The sequence below is a fragment of the Terribacillus saccharophilus genome (genome assembly GCF_046592895.1).
In the GTDB taxonomy this organism is placed as follows: domain Bacteria; phylum Bacillota; class Bacilli; order Bacillales; family Amphibacillaceae; genus Terribacillus; species Terribacillus saccharophilus_D.
Genome location: NZ_JAWVPU010000004.1, coordinates 170,965 through 187,402, shown reverse-complemented (window position 1 = coordinate 187,402; position 16,438 = coordinate 170,965). Strand labels below are relative to the sequence as shown.

Here is a 16,438-nt window from a genome sequence, read left to right as displayed (position 1 = left end):
GAGGGTATTCAGATGGCGGATGACTATTATAAGGAAAGAAAATTGAAGGAAGCATTGTTTTATTTTCATTCTTTGCAGCGTCGCGGAGGCAAGTTCCAACGGTTCTCCAAGGGTGCGCAGGATACCATCACGGATAAGATCCCGACAACTGTGCATCGTGCCATCACGACGGCGATCCGGCAAATGATCGAGCTTAGCCTGACATCCTCCAAATACATCTATCCTATACAAGTCGATCCAAAATGGAGCTTTGAGCAAAGGGAAAAAGAAGTCCGCAAAGTGATAAACCGTTACAAAACAACGGCAAGGGCGGAAGGAGCAGGAACTGGAGCTGGCGGTATCTTGCTTGGAATGGCCGATTTTCCGCTTTTACTCAGCATCAAGATGAAATGTTTATTCGATATTGGCCGGATCTACGGTTTTGATGTGACAGCATTCAGCGAACGGGTATTTCTTCTGCAAATTTTCAGTGCCACTTTTTCCAGCGGTGAGACGAGGGTGAAGCTGTGGGAAGAGCTGCGTCATTGGAATCAATTGACCGGTTCGATCGAAGATGTCAATTGGCGTGTGCTGCAGCAGGAGTACAGGGATCATATCGATTTGATCAAAATGATACAGCTCCTGCCTGGGGTGGGGGCTTTCGTCGGTGCCATCATCAACGGTAAATTTTTGGAGCAGCTGGGTACAGCAGCCATGCATGCCTTCAGGATCCGGATGTTAACATAAAAGAGATCAGCGTGACGTTCACGCTGATCTCTTTTTATTGATAAGCCATGCATGTGCTGAGCAACGTTTTGGCAGCAATGACCATCGCTTTTTCGTCGAAATCGAATTTCGGGTGGTGATGTGGGTAATAATGATCTTCTTTCTTTGCGCCTGTGAAGAAGAACGCTCCTGGCTTGTCATGCAAATAATAAGAGAAGTCTTCACCAGTCATGGTAGGAAGCACCTTATTGGCTTCTTTCACTTCTGCGACTTCCTTTGATGCATCCAGCACCAGCTGTGCCTCAGCGGGGTGGTTGATCACCGGTGGATAGCCTTCGATGTATTCGTATTTATAATCTGCACCGTTTGCTGTTGTGATGCCTTTCAGTACATTTTCGATTTCGGCTTTTATTTGGTCTTGTACAGCAGTATCGAATGTGCGCACGGTACCAGTCAGTTTAGCTGTACCAGCCACAACATTAAAAGCAGCTCCAGCTTCAAAAGTACCGACTGTGATCACTGCTGTGCTTAAAGGATCCAAACGACGGCTGATGATTTGCTGAAGTGCCGTTACTACTTGTGAGCCAATCAATACTGCATCCTTTGTCTGATGCGGCTGTGCACCATGGCCGCCTTTTCCGATGATCTCGATCTCGAAGCGGTCCGCTCCGGCCATGAAAGCTTCATCAGCTGTTTCAATTGTGCCAAGCGGCGTATTGGACCAAAGATGAGTTCCGAAAACGGCGTCGACATCATCAAGGATGCCGGTCTCGATGATCGATTTCGCTCCGCCTGGTGCATATTCTTCCGCGTGCTGATGGACAAATACTAGGGTGCCTGGCAGTTCATCCTGCAGGGCGTGAGCTGCTTTGGCGATTCCGAGTAACGTTGCTGTATGTCCGTCGTGACCGCAGGCATGCATCACATTGGGCACTGTCGATTTATAGGGAACATCGTTTTCTTCTTGGATCGGCAAGGCATCGAAGTCCGCCCGCAGTGCGATTGTTTTACCAGGCTTACCGCCTTTTAGTGTAGCAACGACACCATTGCCTCCGACGTTCTTTTTATAGGGGATGCCGAGTTTTTCATATGTATCCGCGATATAAGCAGCTGTCTTTTCTTCTTTGAAGGACAGTTCCGGGTGCTGATGAAGATACCTTCTCGTGGTGACCATATCTTCATATAATTCATCTACTTTCTTAAATAATTCCGCTAGCATGCTGCACCAGCCTCCTTCTGATATAAATAAGACCAGTATAGCATATATCCTATCAAAAATTATTGATTTATTCAGAAAAGTACAAGGGAAAACCCATAACCAGCAGGTTATGGGTTTGGATGAATCAAGATAGACGAGAGTCGCTCAGAAGACGGTTCAGCTCATCACGATGGTTCGTTTCATCGCTGATCAGATCTTCCAATTTGGTTACAAGCTCTGTCATGTTTAAGTCCTCAGCTTGCTGCTTGCGTTTTTCGTAACGCTCAATCGTATCTTGTTCTGCATCGCGTGCTTCTGTCAGCATTTTTGTCACATCTGTATGATATGGCACTTCTGCCGGAACCGTAGTAGGCGTGCCGCCTAGTGTGACGATTTTATCTGCCAGATATTTTGCGTGGCCTATTTCGTCTGTGATTTCGTCCTCGAAAAATGGTTTCAATACTGTACGATATAATCCGGATACCGCAGAACTGTAAGTGGTGTACATGATGGATGCTGCATACTCATTTGCCAAGTCCACGTTCAAGCCATCAATCAGTTCCTGTAATTGGGAGTCGTCTTTGATTTTTCTGATATTGTCTGCCATGTTTATCATCCTTTCTGATTGGCTATCTATAAGGATATATTCCCCGTGTGTTTGTTTTCTAAACAACCGGCATAGTACAATCAATCAGAGGTGACGAAATGGAACTTCCGAATAGGAAAGTGTATATGATTACATTTAGCATTGCTATCATCATAGCTGCAGTATTTACAATCGATGTCAGTTTGCATAAAGATCCGCTACTGGATCGGTGGACGGCTTCCTTTGCAGAATCCTTACAAGGGACATTCTGGTATGATGTCTTCCGCTGGATCACAGAGTTTGGATCGAGTATCGTTTTAAGTGTGCTTGCTTTTTTGTTCGGTTCATATATAGCTCTGAAAAAGAAGGACTTGATCGGAGCTGGAATCGTATTTACAGCTACAGCATTTGGATATCAATTTAACTTCCTCATCAAGGGACTGGTGGAGAGGGAACGGCCTGCCATCCTGGCATTGGTCGATGGAGAAGGATTCAGTTTTCCATCCGGCCATTCGATGGTGTCTTTTATCACATATGGCATCATCCTGTATTTTCTCTGGCATATTCTGAAGGGAAGCTGGCGGTATTTTGCTGCTTTCCTGGCAGCTTTGATCGTATTGCTGGTAGGTTTCAGCCGTTTTGTCCTCCGGGTGCATTATTTGACTGATGTGCTGGCTGGCTATGCATATGGACTGGTATTTTTGCTGATTTGGATTTTATTATACAAATGGCTGCAGCATAAGCTTGGGAAACGAGAAAAAGTCCGCTCGTATCAATAAAATAAGAGCCTATCCGATTTGAACGGATAGGCTCTTCTCATTCTTCATTATCGATATGATAAGTAGTCACATATGCAGGACCGGCACTGAATGGCGGTCGTTTCGGCTGCTTGTCATCTTTTTTATGGGCATGCTGGAATGCTTCTGACTTTTTCCAGTCTTCAAAACGCTGTTTGTCTTCCCATGCTGTCAACACAAGGTAGGTATTGCCGGATTGAGGCCGCAATACGCGCAGTGCATGGAATCCAGGTGTTTGATCGATTTTCCCAGCTCTTTGTTTGAAAACATCTTCAAAAATCGGGCGGCCTTCATCCGTGACAGGGATATTATTGATGGCAATATAGCCATCATCGGGGATGTCTCCGGTTCCCGTCACATGCTCGTATGTACGGGGTGTTGCAAATTTGGCTGCATGTGGATCCTCTGTATACGCAAGAGCACCTTCCCCCTCGAATACCCAGATCTTTGCTTGTTCTTTATGCTTTAACTGGCGAAGGAATTCCGTTGTACCGTTGGTAAAATATGCATTCATTTGTATTCAACCTCCTGGCGTTATGTTAGAGTCAGTGTAGCAATTAAACAAAGCATCATGCAAGCTGGGTACCCATTTGATAGGAAAGATGGGTAAATGGCATATTTTGTCGTATAATATTGATTATAGAATGAACATGGGGGATACGTAAGAGGTGAAAGAAACGTTATGAAACGATCAGAACATAAGCAGCATGTGCGAATGCGACGCAAGACATGGTATCTTTTCGGGGCAGGAATCATATTGGCAGGAATGACAGCTGTCTATATCCTGTTATTCTTTGGCGGAAGACTCGTCATCGATAAAGATGATCTGACACTTAAAGCTGCTTCCACAGTCGAGAATCAAGATGGAGAAATGATTGCGCAGTTTTATGAAGAAAACCGGGAACCCGTCAAGTTCGATGAGATTTCCGAACATGTGAAGAATGCTTTTGTATCCATAGAAGATGCCCGGTTCTACAAGCATCATGGCATTGACTTGCGAGCGACGGGGCGAGCCTTGTATCGTGACATCATTGCAATGAGCAAAGTGGAGGGCGGCAGTACGATCACACAGCAGACAGCAAAGAATCTGTTCTTTAAAAATGATAAGACATTCACTAGAAAAGCGAAAGAAGCCATGGCGGCTATCTACCTGGAGAGACATTACACAAAGAACCAGATCCTTGAATATTATCTGAATGAAATTTATTTTGCACACGGTCTTTATGGTATCGAATCTGCGGCCAATTATTATTTCAATAAAAGCGCAAGTGATTTGACGCTTTCGGAGAGTGCGATGCTGGCAGCATTATCAAAAGCACCTAATACTTACTCGCCGAATAATAATCCGGATTTAGCAAAAGAAAGACGCAATCTGGTGCTCGATGAAATGGAAGAGCAAGGTTATATCACGGCTGATGAGAAAAAAGCCGCTCAAGCAGAGGGACTTGGTGTGACTGATCCTGAGGAAGAGCAAGAGCGTCCATGGATCGAAAGCTATATCGATTTGGTAGCAGAAGAAGCACAGGAAAAATATGATTTGTCTTTGGAAGATTTGCGCACCGGCGGATACCGAATCATCGTGAATGTGGATGAAGATATCCAGCGTACAGCTTACAAGACGATGCAGGAGGATACGTACTTCGACGGCTCGACTGATGAAATCGAAGGAGCTTTTGTCATGCTGGACCAGAATTCCGGTAAGATCGTCGCCGCTGTTGGTGCACGTGATTTCAAATATGGTGATTTGAACCGTGTGACGGTGCCGAGGCAGCCGGGATCTGTCATGAAGCCGCTGGCGGTCTATGGCCCGGCGCTCGATACCGGGGATTATAATCCGTACAGTGAGCTTCCGGACGAGAAGAAGTCATATGATGGCGGAAAATATACGGTGTCCAACTACAATGATCAGTACGAGGGAAATATCACGATGTATGAAGCATTGCAGGAGTCGAAAAATACGACGGCTGTTTGGCTGCTGGATCAAATTGGCATCAAAACAGGAAAGTCTTATTTGGAGAAGATGCATATCGATCTGCCGGATAAAGGGCTATCGATTGCACTTGGCGGATTGGAAGAAGGTTTGACGCCATTGCAAATAGCAGAAGGCTTCCGCACTTTCGCCCATGAGGGACAATGGATCGAATCGCAGTCGATCAATGCAATTTATGACCGTAATGGGGAAGCTGCCTTTAAGGCTGAACCGCAGACAAGCGACGTATTCTCAGAACAGACAGCCTGGGATATGACACGTATGCTGCAAAGTGTCATATCCGGCGGTACTGGAACGGCCGGTACCTATTACGATGCGTTGGCAGGAAAGACGGGCACGACACAGCATCCAAATGTGGAAGGTGCAGATAAAGACGCTTGGTTTGCTGGTTATACACCGGAATATGTCGCGGTAAGCTGGATGGGCTATGATAATTCGACGAGAGAGAACTACTTGGAAAGCGGCAGTTCGATGCCGACGGCGCTCACGAAATCCATTTTGCGTCAAGTCTCGCAATATCGAACCATGTCCACAAGCTTTGAGAAGCCGGAGAATGCAGAAGACATCGGCGGTCCAGTCGAATTGCCGACCATTACGGATGCTTCGATTTCGTATGGTTTCGGAGGTTTGCGACTCGTCAATGCCGAGCTGACGTGGACAGCGAGCGATGATGAGCGGATCATTTATCATATCTACAAAGAAACGAATGATGGTGCAGAGAAAATCGGGGAAGTCCAAGGTGAGGGAAGCTTTACCGTGGATAAGGTCAGCTTGCTGAAAGACACGTCATATTATGTGGTTCCATTCAACCCGCTGACAGATGAAACTGGCGCTGAATCCAACCATACCGTGCTTTCCGGTTTTGGTTTCTGACGATTTTCACGACTCTGACACAATTCGTCAAAAAATAGGGTATTTATGAGTCAAATGCTATACAAATGCTCATGAAATTTCGTATAGTGGGAACGGATAATGAGGAGACGAAGGAGAACGATTTATGCCTAAGATCAAAAATGACACAATGCTGCGTGCATTCCGGGGCGAAATGACGGATTACACACCAGTATGGTATATGCGACAAGCAGGGAGATCACAAAAAGAATACCGTGAGCTGAAAGAGAAATACTCCCTTTTCGAAATCACGCATCAACCTGAGCTTGCCGCTTATGTGACAAGACTTCCGGTTGAACAATACAATGTCGATGCAGCAATTTTGTATAAGGATATCATGACGCCGCTGCCAGGTATCGGTGTCGATGTCGATATCAAATCCGGGATCGGACCGGTTATCGCCAACACGATCACCAGCTTGCAAGATGTGGAAAAGCTCGGCAAGCTTGATCCGCAGCGGGATATCCCGTACATCCTGGAAACGATCAAGCTCCTGACAGAAGAACAGCTGGAAGTACCGTTGATCGGATTTTCCGGTGCGCCGTTTACATTGGCGAGCTATATGATCGAAGGCGGACCATCAAAGAACTACCATAAGACGAAATCGCTTATGTACAGTGACCCTGCTGCTTGGTTCGCGCTGATGGATAAACTTGCGGAGGTATCGATCACTTATGCAAAAGCACAAGTGAAAGCAGGTGCATCCGCTATCCAGATTTTCGATTCATGGGTAGGGGCCTTGAATGCTGCTGATTACCGCGCTTACATCAAACCTACGATGGAACGGATTTTCAGCGAACTGCGGGAAATGAATGTTCCGCTGATATTGTTCGGTGTAGGAGCAAGCCATTTGATCTTGGAGTGGAATGATCTGCCGGTGGACGTCATTGGTCTCGACTGGAGACTATCCATCAAGGAAGCAAGGGATATGGGTATAACCAAGACGCTTCAAGGCAATCTCGACCCAGCATTGCTTACAAGTGACTGGAACGTGCTCGAGGAGCGCACAAAAGCGATCCTGGATCAAGGCCGCCAAGCTGGTCCGCATGTATTCAACCTTGGCCACGGCGTGACACCTGAAATAAGCCCAAGTGTGCTGAAGAAGCTGACAGCCTTCATCCATTCGTATTCCGCAAAACAAAATTCAATACTATGACCCGAGGTGTAAGACATGACAAAGAAAAAAGTTGGTTTACTAGTTATGGCGTACGGCACGCCTTATAAAGAAGAAGACATCGAACGTTATTACACGGATATCCGGCATGGACGTAAGCCTACACCGGAAATGCTTGAGGATCTGACCAACCGTTATAAAGCAATCGGCGGCATCTCCCCGCTTGCACGTATCACACAGGAGCAAGCGGACGCACTGGAAGCTGCTTTGAACAAATACCAGGATGTCATCGAATTCAAAGCATATCTAGGGCTTAAGCATATCGAACCTTTCATCGAGGACGGTGTGGCGGAGATGGCGAAAGACGGGATAACGGAAGCTATCTCGATCGTCTTGGCACCGCACTACAGCACTTTCAGCGTGAAATCCTATAATGAGCGTGCTCATAAAGCGGCTGCAGAAGCTGGGAATCTTCAAATTACGTCTGTTGAGAGCTGGTACGACGAGCCAGGTTTCATCAAATATTGGTCTGATAACATTGCAGAGATTTTTGCTGGCATGGACAAAGAAGAACGTGATAAAGCTGCACTTATCGTTTCTGCACATAGTCTTCCGGAAAAAATCCTTAAAAATGGTGATCCATACCCAGATCAACTAAAACGTACAGCAGATTTGATCCAAGAGCAGACTGGCATCAAAAATGTCGAGCTTGGCTGGCAGAGTGAAGGGAATACACCAGATCCATGGCTTGGACCGGATGTACAAGACCTTACGCGTGAACTTTATGAGCAAAAAGGCTACCGCTCTTTCGTATATGCACCGGTCGGTTTCATCACGGATCATTTGGAAGTGCTGTATGACAATGATTATGAGTGTAAGGTCGTATGTGACGAATTAGGTGCAAAATACTATCGTCCGGAAATGCCGAACACAAATCAGCAGTTCATCAATACATTGGCGAAGGTGGTATTGGAACAGCAGGCAAGAGTTGAGCGCCATGGCTGAGAAAAAACAGATTGCCATCGTCGGTGGCGGTATTGCAGGTCTGACGACAGCTTACTATCTTCAGAAGCAGATTCGTGCCTATCGTCTGGATTATGAAGTGAAATTGTTTGAGGCCTCCAGCACTCTTGGCGGGAAGATCGACACCCTCAAGAAAGATGGGTTCTTGATTGAACGCGGCCCTGATTCCTTCTTAGCGCGAAAGGAATCAGCGTCCCGTCTGATTCACGATATCGGCATGGAAAAGGATCTTGTCCGGAACAATACGGGACAATCCTACATCCTTGCAGGCAGGAAGCTGCATAAGATGCCGAAGCGGGCTTTCATGGGTGTGCCGACAGAACTGAAGCCGTTTTACCAGTCACGCCTGCTTTCCACGAAAGCCAAAGCACGCATCAGTGTAGAACCTATGCTGCCAAAAGGAAAAGAAGCTCAAGACCAATCCATGGGATTGTTCTTCCGTCGTCGTTTCGGTGACGAGCTGGTAGAAAATGTCCTGGAGCCGCTTTTGTCTGGTGTGTATGCCGGAGAAATCGATGAGTTGAGTTTGATGGCCACTTATCCGAAGTTCTATGAAGTGGAACAGCAGTATGGAAGTGTGATCAAAGGACTACAGGCAACGATGCCAAAACCGCCGAAACAAAAGAAAGAAGTAAAACCGCCGGGTGCATTCCTTTCTTTGAAAGACGGATTGCAATCGTTGGTCGATGGTTTGGAAGCGAAGCTTGAACCAGGAACTGTGCAGCTGGAAACAAGCGTCGATCATATCGAAAAGAAAGTCGATCATTATCATTTGCTGCTAGGAAACGGGGAAGTATTCCGTGCCGATGCCGCAGTGCTCGCTTCACCTTTCTTTGCCGTACAGCGTATGCTGAGTCAATATGATTTCATGGAGCAGCTGAAAGAGATGAAAGCAACATCCGTTGCAACGGTAGCAATGACATTCGATGCTTCTGCCATCAAGAAGGATATCGATGGGACAGGCTTTGTTATATCCCGCAACAGCAAGTATCGCATTACAGCATGTACGTGGACGCATAAAAAGTGGGAAGGCACAGCTCCTGAAGGCAAAGTCATGCTCCGCTGCTACGTCGGCAGACCCGATGACAGCGGAGTGGTGGACTTGTCGGATGAGGAAATGGTCAACATCGCGTTGAAAGATCTGAACAAAATCATGAAGATAAAAAGCAAGCCGCTATTTTCCGTGGTCAGCCGCTGGAAGAAAGCGATGCCGCAATACGTTGTCGGTCATCTGCAGCGCGTCGCTGATGTGCGCGCCAATATGTCCATTCACCTTCCAGGTGTATTCCTGGCAGGAGGATCTTATGATGGCATCGGTATCCCTGATTGCATCGACAGTGGCGAACAAGCTGTACAAAATGTACTTGCTTACTTGCGTGAAAAAAGCTTCTCCTGAGGGAGAAGCTTTTTGCGTTATATAAGTTGTTGTGGATTTATCTCCCGTTGTGCTTTTTTCGTAAGCTTCTGGAAAACAAGTTCATAAGAATTTTGGAGCAGCTCTGTAATCTCGATGTCGGATAATTGTTCACTGCACAACAAAATCGAATTCCAATGCTGTTTATTGGCATAATAGCCAGGTACGACGTCACTATACCTCCGCCGTAATGAAATGTTGTCATCGGGTACCCCTTTGATAGTCAGTACAGCTTTTTCATTTGCTTCTTTACTCATCAATCCGAACTGTTTACCAGCTAAATCAAAATAATAAACATCCCAGTCTTCGCGGTAATAAACCTTTGCTCCAGGTAGTACATTCCCAGCTTCTTTAAACAATGCCATCCGCTCTTGTACAAATTGTTTATTCAGCATAAGTTCCACACCTATCAGAAATATGGTATATGGAACTCTGTTTTAGTAGATAGCGTTAATAAATGTGTTCCTCCAGATTCGGTCATCCCACTCAGAGTATATAAAATCAGGAACTATGGGAATATGGTCTGCTTTTTTTCTTGTTCCAAGCATCGATAGCTTGTGAGCGCGTTTTGCCTATATTGGCAGGATTTGAAAAGAAATTATGGATGAAGCGGTTATATTCGAACTGTGGAGCTATGTCCTTCTTGTAAGCAGGATCTTTTTTGCGGATTTCTTCTTCATGCCATGCAGCGATGGCATCTTCATATGTTTTGCCGATGTTTTCACGAAAATAGTTTTGTATGTAAGTGGAAAAGTGAAAATGCTCGCCGATTTCCTTTTTAAAGAATGCTCGTACGTGCTGGCTGCAGCGATGTTCTTCGGTGATGATGGTGGAACGGCTGAGCACATCGGCTGTCTTTTTTCTTCTGCGGGATTGTTTTTGCTTCGGTTTTTCGATTGTACCGTTACGCAGGAAGCTTTCGATCCTGGCGGTTATCTCCATTTTGGAACCAGAGACGGGCAGTTCGTTTACGCGACAAAATTGAACAAGTTCTTCTTTCAGCCAATAATAATCCAAAAAATCTTCTGCTTTTGTCATTCGTGTCAATTCTGGTCTCATAACATATCCCCCAATATGCGTTTTTTTCCTCTTTTTGTTATATTATGTCATATATACGCGAAGGAGACCAGCCCTTCTTGGGCGAACTCTTCTGAAGCAGGTGGTTTATGTGCATGAAATTCGGAAATGGTAGAAGTAGAAGGAGAGGTGCAAAAAAATGAAAGTTACAGTGATAGGTTTTTGGGGAGCATATCCAGGCAGGGAGAGTGCCAGCTCATGTTACTTGGTGGAGAAGGACGGGTATTCCTTGCTGCTGGATTGCGGAAGCGGCGCATTATCCCGAATGCCGGCATTCATCGATCCAAAAGACTTGGATGCAGTCGTCGTGAGCCATTATCATCCGGATCATGTTGCTGACATCGGGGCATTGCAGCATGTTTGGCAGGTCCAGAACAGCTTGAAAGGAACAGAAGACATGCTGCCTATTTATGGGCATGGCGAAGATGAGGCAGGATTTAAGAATCTAAGTCATAAATTCACCGATGGTATTCGTTATGAGCCGGATGAGGTTTTAAGTATTGGGCCATTTGCTATTACCTTCATGAAGACCAAACATCCCGTACCTTGTTATGGCATGCGGATTTCGGATGGTGTTTCGGACATGGTTTATACAGCTGATACCAGTTACTTGGAGGAGTGGGCGGAGTTCAGTAAAGATGCAGACCTGCTCATCACTGATTGTAATTTTTATCAGCACCAAGACGGGGAAGCAGCGGGCCACATGAACAGCCTGCAAGTAGGCGGCATTGCGGAGCAGGCAAGTGTGAAAAATCTCTTTTTAAGCCACTTGCCGCATTTTGGCGAACATCGGCAGCTGCTGGAGGAAGCGAGCAGTGTGTACAGCGGGAACGTAAAACTGGCATATGAAGGATTGACGTGGGAAGGGTGACTCCTTCCCATTTTGTCTGAATTGATAATACGTCGATGATTCGGTAAGATATTACTGGGATAAACAATTTTTTACACTGGGGGTCTTTATTTTGCGTTTTATCGATAATGAAGGAATTACAGATCCAAGGATTAACCTTGCGATCGAGGAATATGTGCTGAAAAACTTCGGCAAAGATGATACATACCTGCTTTTCTATATCAATGAACCATCCATCATCATTGGCCGCAACCAAAATACGATCGAAGAGATCAATACGAAGTATGTAGATGATAATGGTATCAAGGTCGTGCGGCGATTGTCTGGCGGAGGAGCGGTTTATCATGATTTGGGGAACTTGAATTTCAGCTTCATCACACAAGATGATGGCAACAGCTTCCAGGATTTTGCGAAATTCACGAAACCAGTGACAGATGCGCTGAACAAACTTGGTGTACCTGCAGAATTGAAAGGACGCAACGATTTGCTTGTCGGCGAGCGGAAAATTTCCGGTAATGCACAATTCTCCACACGAGGACTGATGTTCAGCCATGGGACATTGATGTATGACTCGGAAATCGAGCATGTTGTTTCTGCCCTGAAGGTGAAGAAGGAGAAAATCGAATCCAAAGGCATCAAGTCGATTCGCAGCCGGGTGGCGAATATTTCTGAATTCATGGATGAAAAGATTCCTATGGATGAATTCAAGGAAATTTTGCTTCGTTATATCTTCAATGTGGAAGATACGAAGGATGTACCGCGTTACAAGCTGACTGATGAGGATTGGAAAGCCATTCATAAAATCAGTGAAGAACGTTATCAAAAATGGGAATGGAACTACGGCAAATCGCCGAGCTTTAATATCCAGCAAACGCATAAATTCCCATCAGGCAATGTCGATCTCCGTCTTGATGTAAGAAATGGCATCATCGAACAAATCCGTGTCTTCGGTGATTATTTCGGTGTCGGCGAAGTAGGGGAGTTAGAGGAAAAACTAAAAGGTGTCCGTTATGAACGGGAGTCAATCAAGCGTGCATTGTCTAATGTGAATGTGAGCCATTATTTAGGTAAAATCGAAAAAGACGATTTTATCGACCTTATGTATTGATAAGCTAAAGAGGCGGCCGGTGTGCCGTCTCTTTTTTACAGGAGGAATCGGATGAAAAAGGTAATGCTTGTTTATGCTGTTTACCTGGCTGTGATTTGGATCTTCTTTCCATTTGGGTACCCTGAATGGAATCGTGATGCAAGCGTGTATGCCAGTATCGGTCATGCTGTTTATTTCTCCAGGCTGCCGCTATTGCCAATCTTCATCTATGTCGTCTGGAAGAATGACAGATTGCAAAACATTGCTGCGATGATGGAACATCGGCTGCCAAAGCTTTTGGCAACGGCAGGATATTTGCTTATCTTAACAGGATTGTATGGCATTGTGCAGCTGCCGTTTCGTTTGATTGGGTATTGGAATGCTCGGCAAGCACAAACCAGTGTACAGCCATTTTGGGATTGGGCAGGGGAATATTTGCTAAGTTTATTCCTTTTTTACTTGGCAGTTACAGCAGTGGTATATATATCGCAGCTCTTAATGAAAAGGTTTCGCAAGAATTGGTGGATCATACTGTGGCTCCTGCTTGTTCCGGGTGCAATCTTCATCGTCTATGTGCAGCCGATATGGATCGATCCGCTGTATGAAGATTTTAGTGATCTGCCAGCAGGGGAGCTGCGCACGGAAATCGAGCAATTGACGGAAGAGGCAGTCATTCCAAATGCGACACTCCTGGAAGTGGATAAAAGCGCCAAAACGCTGACTTATAATGCATATGTGACGGGTGTATTCGGCAGTGCCCGTGTTGTTTTGTACGACACGACAATCGATGGCTTGAATCAGGATGAGGTGCTCTTCATCGTCGCGCATGAAATCGGTCATTATGTCATGCACCATGTGTACTGGGGGACAGCAGGTTTCCTATTACTTGGATTCCTTCTCCTTTGGGTGACGAAGAAAGGTTCGGTCAAACCGCTTGCTAAACGCAGGCTGTCTGCTTACCAGCTGCGAGCGGTGCCGCTTTTTCTTTTGATTTTAAGTATGCTGCAAGTTGCCAGTGAACCTGTCTCGCTTTATGTGTCACGTGAAATGGAGCGCCAGGCGGATGCTTATGCGCTTGTGCATGCTCCGGATAAGGAAGCAGGTATCCAGATGTTTGAGAAGATGCAGCAAGTTTCCAAAAGTGATCCAAATCCTTGGCCGGTCATAGAATGGCTCCGTTCCACGCATCCTTCCAATCAGGAAAGAATCGAAACGATAAAAAATCATGAAGAAAACAGGTAGGGACTTATATCTCTGCCTGTTTTGTAAGAATTATATTAAGAAAAAGGAATTTTCCTGTTTTTCTATCCCTTATTTGCTATTGTAGAAGCAATCCCTCTTTTCCTGCATCAGAAAGGATTGTGAAGATGCAGCAGATAGAACAAAGCACTACAGTAGCTGAATTGACTCCCCTTACCATGGCCATACTGCCGAAGCGACTCGAAAATGGTCAGCCGGGCTGTGAAGTACTCGAGACGGAAGGAAGCTTCATCTTTCGCACCTCTCCCAGCAAATTCATCGATTTGGCCTGCAAGTTCTATGGCAGCAGCTTAAAAGGTAGACAAGCTGGCGTGAAAGACATTTGCGGTATCACGCATAAAGCACCGATATCAATCGACCCTGTCAGCGGTATGTATTTTTTCCCCACATCTTCGCCCCTTGCTCATACATGCTCCTGGATTTCCCATTCCCATATCAAAAAAATCGAAGCTGCCGCTCATCAGCGGACGAGTATTACTTTCAAAAATGACCATACCCTCATCCTGGATGTTTCGTATGGATCGATGATGAATCAAGTCCAGCGCACGGCTCAGTACCGATTCCTGCTGGATAAGCGTATCAAGCATTTGTGGAAGTACGGCGGGGACCAGATTGCGGAACCTTTTGCGTAAGCTCCATCAGGATTTCTTCGACTTTATTCCGGATTGCCGGATTGAAGTAATTGCGCTTTTCCTCACATTCCTTGGTGATGAAGAGGAATGTGGTGAAGGTGTCGTTTTTCTCTGCAGTTACGATCTTCATATTCTGCTGACGAAGTTTGATGCGCAGCTGGCGGCGTTCCTCCATGGCGGTTTTCTCCATCGATTGTAAATTATGTAATAGATACGCTTTTATCTTGTGCTCTCCTTTTTCCACGATCCGGATGTCCTGCTGCAGGACGACGATGGCCATCGACAAAAACAAAAATCTTGATCCCAGTTTATATTCCGATTCACTAAGACATCGCATATGCCTTTCCTCCTAATGCGAACATTTGTTCTATTATACCCCATGCTTGCTAAAGTGAAAACAGGATACTGCAGGTAATTTTCAAATGACTACCAAATGCAGGGAAAGCAGGGATTGTCCTGTCAGACTTTGCAGGCTGTGGCTTTTCGTTTAAAATGGTAAAAAGATGTTTTTTAGCTGGGAATAGGAGAATGGTTAGATGGTCTTAGGCTTTGGATGGAACGATTTGATGGAAATGTTCCGCAATGGAACATGGGACGATTATGCGAAGTCCCTGCTTGATCGATATGAGAATCTAGGTCCTATACCCGGTATTTTGCTTCCTTATCTGGAAGCTTTCCTGCCATTTCTGCCGCTTGTTGTTTTCGTGCTCACGAATACAGTGGCTTACGGATTGCTATGGGGTTTCCTTTATTCTTGGATAGGTACGTCGCTTGGTGCCATCACTGTTTTTTGGCTGATACGGCGGTATCGCCATACACGTATGATCAATTGGCTTCGTCATAATAAACAAGTGAACAAAATTACCGAGTGGCTGGATCGGCATGGTTTCGGTCCGCTATTCATTCTGTTATGCTTCCCATTTTCCCCGTCGGCTATCATCAATGTCGTTGCCGGTCTGTCAAGAATCAGCGTACAGCAATTCGCATTGGCAGTTTTTCTCGGCAAAGCGCTGATGATCTTCTCGATTGCTTATATCGGGGACAGTCTGACCTCTTTTGCAGAAAATCCGATTAAGACAGTCGTAGTCGTCATTGCGATCATCCTATTCTGGATGATCGGGAAGTATGTGGAAGGAAGATTGAAAAAGAAGAACGGGGAGCAGGAACAGCCGGATAAGGATTAAAGCTGTCCAAGCCGGGGTAAAGGGTTCCAAACCACTTACACCGGAGGAGAGCGCATGAAAACTAAAATACGCTGGAAGTATGTTTTCCTGCTTGTCGCCATCGTGATTTTGCTCTTCTGTTCGAAGGAACTGATTTTCGCGGATTACCGAGTCGAAGGAGAGTCGATGGAGCCGACTTTGCAGGATGGCAACTTTTTGATGGTAAACAAGTTCATGGATGATGCAGATAGCATTCAGCGTTTTGATGTCATTGTGTTTCACGCTACCGAAGAAGAAGATTATGTGAAACGGGTCATCGGAATGCCAGGAGATACACTCGAAGTAAGGAATGACAGATTGTTCGTTAATGGGCAATACAGACCCGAACATTATTTGGAGAATTACCGGGATGATGTGGACGGGCAGCTGACATATGATTTTACATTGGAAGATATTACGGGACGGGCGACAGTGCCGGAGGGCATGCTGTTCGTCATGGGTGATAATCGAAGGGACAGCATGGACAGCCGCGCATTTGGTTTTATCCCGATCAAGCAAGTTGTCGGGAAGGTGGATGCTCAATATTGGCCGATGTCCTCATCTGGACTTGGTGTATAGCTCCTTATCTTGGATAAGGAGCTTTTCCAGTAT

The 16,438-nt window shown here is 45.7% G+C and carries 18 protein-coding genes; 12 read left to right on the top strand and 6 right to left on the bottom strand.

Annotated features, from left to right (window positions below; translation table 11 throughout):
• Positions 1–12: 12 nt before the first annotated feature.
• Positions 13–726, top strand: coding sequence for an EcsC family protein (locus tag SFC66_RS13735; protein WP_411219305.1), 714 nt, complete (start codon positions 13–15; stop codon positions 724–726).
• Positions 727–760: 34 nt separating this feature from the next.
• Here SFC66_RS13735 and SFC66_RS13730 read toward each other — a convergent pair whose 3' ends face one another.
• Complete coding sequence (locus SFC66_RS13730; RefSeq protein ID WP_411219304.1) at positions 761–1,924, bottom strand: M20 metallopeptidase family protein; 1,164 nt, start codon at positions 1,922–1,924, stop codon at positions 761–763.
• Positions 1,925–2,048: 124 nt separating this feature from the next.
• On the bottom strand, positions 2,049–2,510 hold the full coding sequence (locus tag SFC66_RS13725) for a ferritin-like domain-containing protein (RefSeq protein WP_411219303.1): 462 nt from the start codon (positions 2,508–2,510) through the stop codon (positions 2,049–2,051).
• Positions 2,511–2,635: 125 nt separating this feature from the next.
• Here SFC66_RS13725 and SFC66_RS13720 point away from each other — a divergent pair, with 125 nt between their 5' ends.
• On the top strand, positions 2,636–3,268 hold the full coding sequence (locus SFC66_RS13720) for a phosphatase PAP2 family protein (RefSeq protein ID WP_411219302.1): 633 nt from the start codon (positions 2,636–2,638) through the stop codon (positions 3,266–3,268).
• 37 nt (positions 3,269–3,305) lie between these two features.
• Here the strand turns inward: SFC66_RS13720 and SFC66_RS13715 are convergent, their stop codons facing one another.
• Positions 3,306–3,800: an antibiotic biosynthesis monooxygenase family protein gene (locus SFC66_RS13715; protein WP_411219301.1), complete on the bottom strand. Its 495-nt coding sequence runs from the start codon at positions 3,798–3,800 to the stop codon at positions 3,306–3,308.
• Positions 3,801–3,968: 168 nt separating this feature from the next.
• On the opposite strand from SFC66_RS13715, the gene SFC66_RS13710 reads away from it, so the two are divergent.
• The 4 genes from SFC66_RS13710 to hemY all read left to right on the top strand — a co-directional run bounded on the left by SFC66_RS13710 (position 3,969) and on the right by hemY (position 9,700).
• Positions 3,969–6,149 carry a transglycosylase domain-containing protein gene (locus tag SFC66_RS13710; protein ID WP_411219300.1) on the top strand — a complete coding sequence of 727 codons (2,181 nt, stop codon included), beginning with the start codon at positions 3,969–3,971 and terminating at the stop codon, positions 6,147–6,149.
• A 124-nt stretch (positions 6,150–6,273) separates the two neighbouring features.
• Positions 6,274–7,323, top strand: a complete 1,050-nt coding sequence (hemE, locus tag SFC66_RS13705) for a uroporphyrinogen decarboxylase (RefSeq protein WP_411219299.1) — start codon at positions 6,274–6,276, stop codon at positions 7,321–7,323.
• Between the two features lie 15 nt (positions 7,324–7,338).
• Positions 7,339–8,286 carry a ferrochelatase gene (hemH, locus tag SFC66_RS13700; RefSeq protein ID WP_411219298.1) on the top strand — a complete coding sequence of 316 codons (948 nt, stop codon included), beginning with the start codon at positions 7,339–7,341 and terminating at the stop codon, positions 8,284–8,286.
• Positions 8,279–9,700, top strand: a complete 1,422-nt coding sequence (gene hemY / locus SFC66_RS13695; protein ID WP_411219297.1) for a protoporphyrinogen oxidase — start codon at positions 8,279–8,281, stop codon at positions 9,698–9,700. The genes hemH and hemY overlap by 8 nt, the downstream gene beginning before the upstream one ends.
• 17 nt (positions 9,701–9,717) lie before the next feature.
• Here the strand turns inward: hemY and SFC66_RS13690 are convergent, their stop codons facing one another.
• Positions 9,718–10,113: an MmcQ/YjbR family DNA-binding protein gene (locus tag SFC66_RS13690; RefSeq protein WP_411219296.1), complete on the bottom strand. Its 396-nt coding sequence runs from the start codon at positions 10,111–10,113 to the stop codon at positions 9,718–9,720.
• Between the two features lie 106 nt (positions 10,114–10,219).
• Positions 10,220–10,777, bottom strand: a complete 558-nt coding sequence (locus SFC66_RS13685; RefSeq protein WP_411219295.1) for a DUF6434 domain-containing protein — start codon at positions 10,775–10,777, stop codon at positions 10,220–10,222.
• Between the two features lie 157 nt (positions 10,778–10,934).
• On the opposite strand from SFC66_RS13685, the gene SFC66_RS13680 reads away from it, so the two are divergent.
• The 4 genes from SFC66_RS13680 (at position 10,935) to SFC66_RS13665 (ending at position 14,624) form a co-directional block, all read left to right on the top strand.
• Positions 10,935–11,666: an MBL fold metallo-hydrolase gene (locus SFC66_RS13680; protein WP_411219294.1), complete on the top strand. Its 732-nt coding sequence runs from the start codon at positions 10,935–10,937 to the stop codon at positions 11,664–11,666.
• Positions 11,667–11,757: 91 nt separating this feature from the next.
• Complete coding sequence (lplA, locus tag SFC66_RS13675; protein ID WP_411219293.1) at positions 11,758–12,753, top strand: lipoate--protein ligase; 996 nt, start codon at positions 11,758–11,760, stop codon at positions 12,751–12,753.
• A 51-nt stretch (positions 12,754–12,804) separates the two neighbouring features.
• Complete coding sequence (locus tag SFC66_RS13670) at positions 12,805–13,974, top strand: M48 family metalloprotease (protein ID WP_411219292.1); 1,170 nt, start codon at positions 12,805–12,807, stop codon at positions 13,972–13,974.
• A gap of 125 nt (positions 13,975–14,099) precedes the next feature.
• On the top strand, positions 14,100–14,624 hold the full coding sequence (locus SFC66_RS13665; RefSeq protein ID WP_411219291.1) for a competence protein ComK: 525 nt from the start codon (positions 14,100–14,102) through the stop codon (positions 14,622–14,624).
• Here the strand turns inward: SFC66_RS13665 and SFC66_RS13660 are convergent.
• Positions 14,572–14,961: a YhjD family protein gene (locus SFC66_RS13660; RefSeq protein WP_411219290.1), complete on the bottom strand. Its 390-nt coding sequence runs from the start codon at positions 14,959–14,961 to the stop codon at positions 14,572–14,574. The two genes, SFC66_RS13665 and SFC66_RS13660, sit on opposite strands and share 53 nt — an antisense overlap.
• A 199-nt stretch (positions 14,962–15,160) precedes the next feature.
• Here SFC66_RS13660 and SFC66_RS13655 point away from each other — a divergent pair, with 199 nt between their 5' ends.
• Both SFC66_RS13655 and lepB read left to right on the top strand, forming a co-directional pair.
• Positions 15,161–15,808 carry a TVP38/TMEM64 family protein gene (locus SFC66_RS13655; RefSeq protein WP_411219289.1) on the top strand — a complete coding sequence of 216 codons (648 nt, stop codon included), beginning with the start codon at positions 15,161–15,163 and terminating at the stop codon, positions 15,806–15,808.
• Positions 15,809–15,862: 54 nt separating this feature from the next.
• Complete coding sequence (lepB, locus tag SFC66_RS13650) at positions 15,863–16,405, top strand: signal peptidase I (protein WP_411219288.1); 543 nt, start codon at positions 15,863–15,865, stop codon at positions 16,403–16,405.
• Positions 16,406–16,438: the final 33 nt, after the last annotated feature.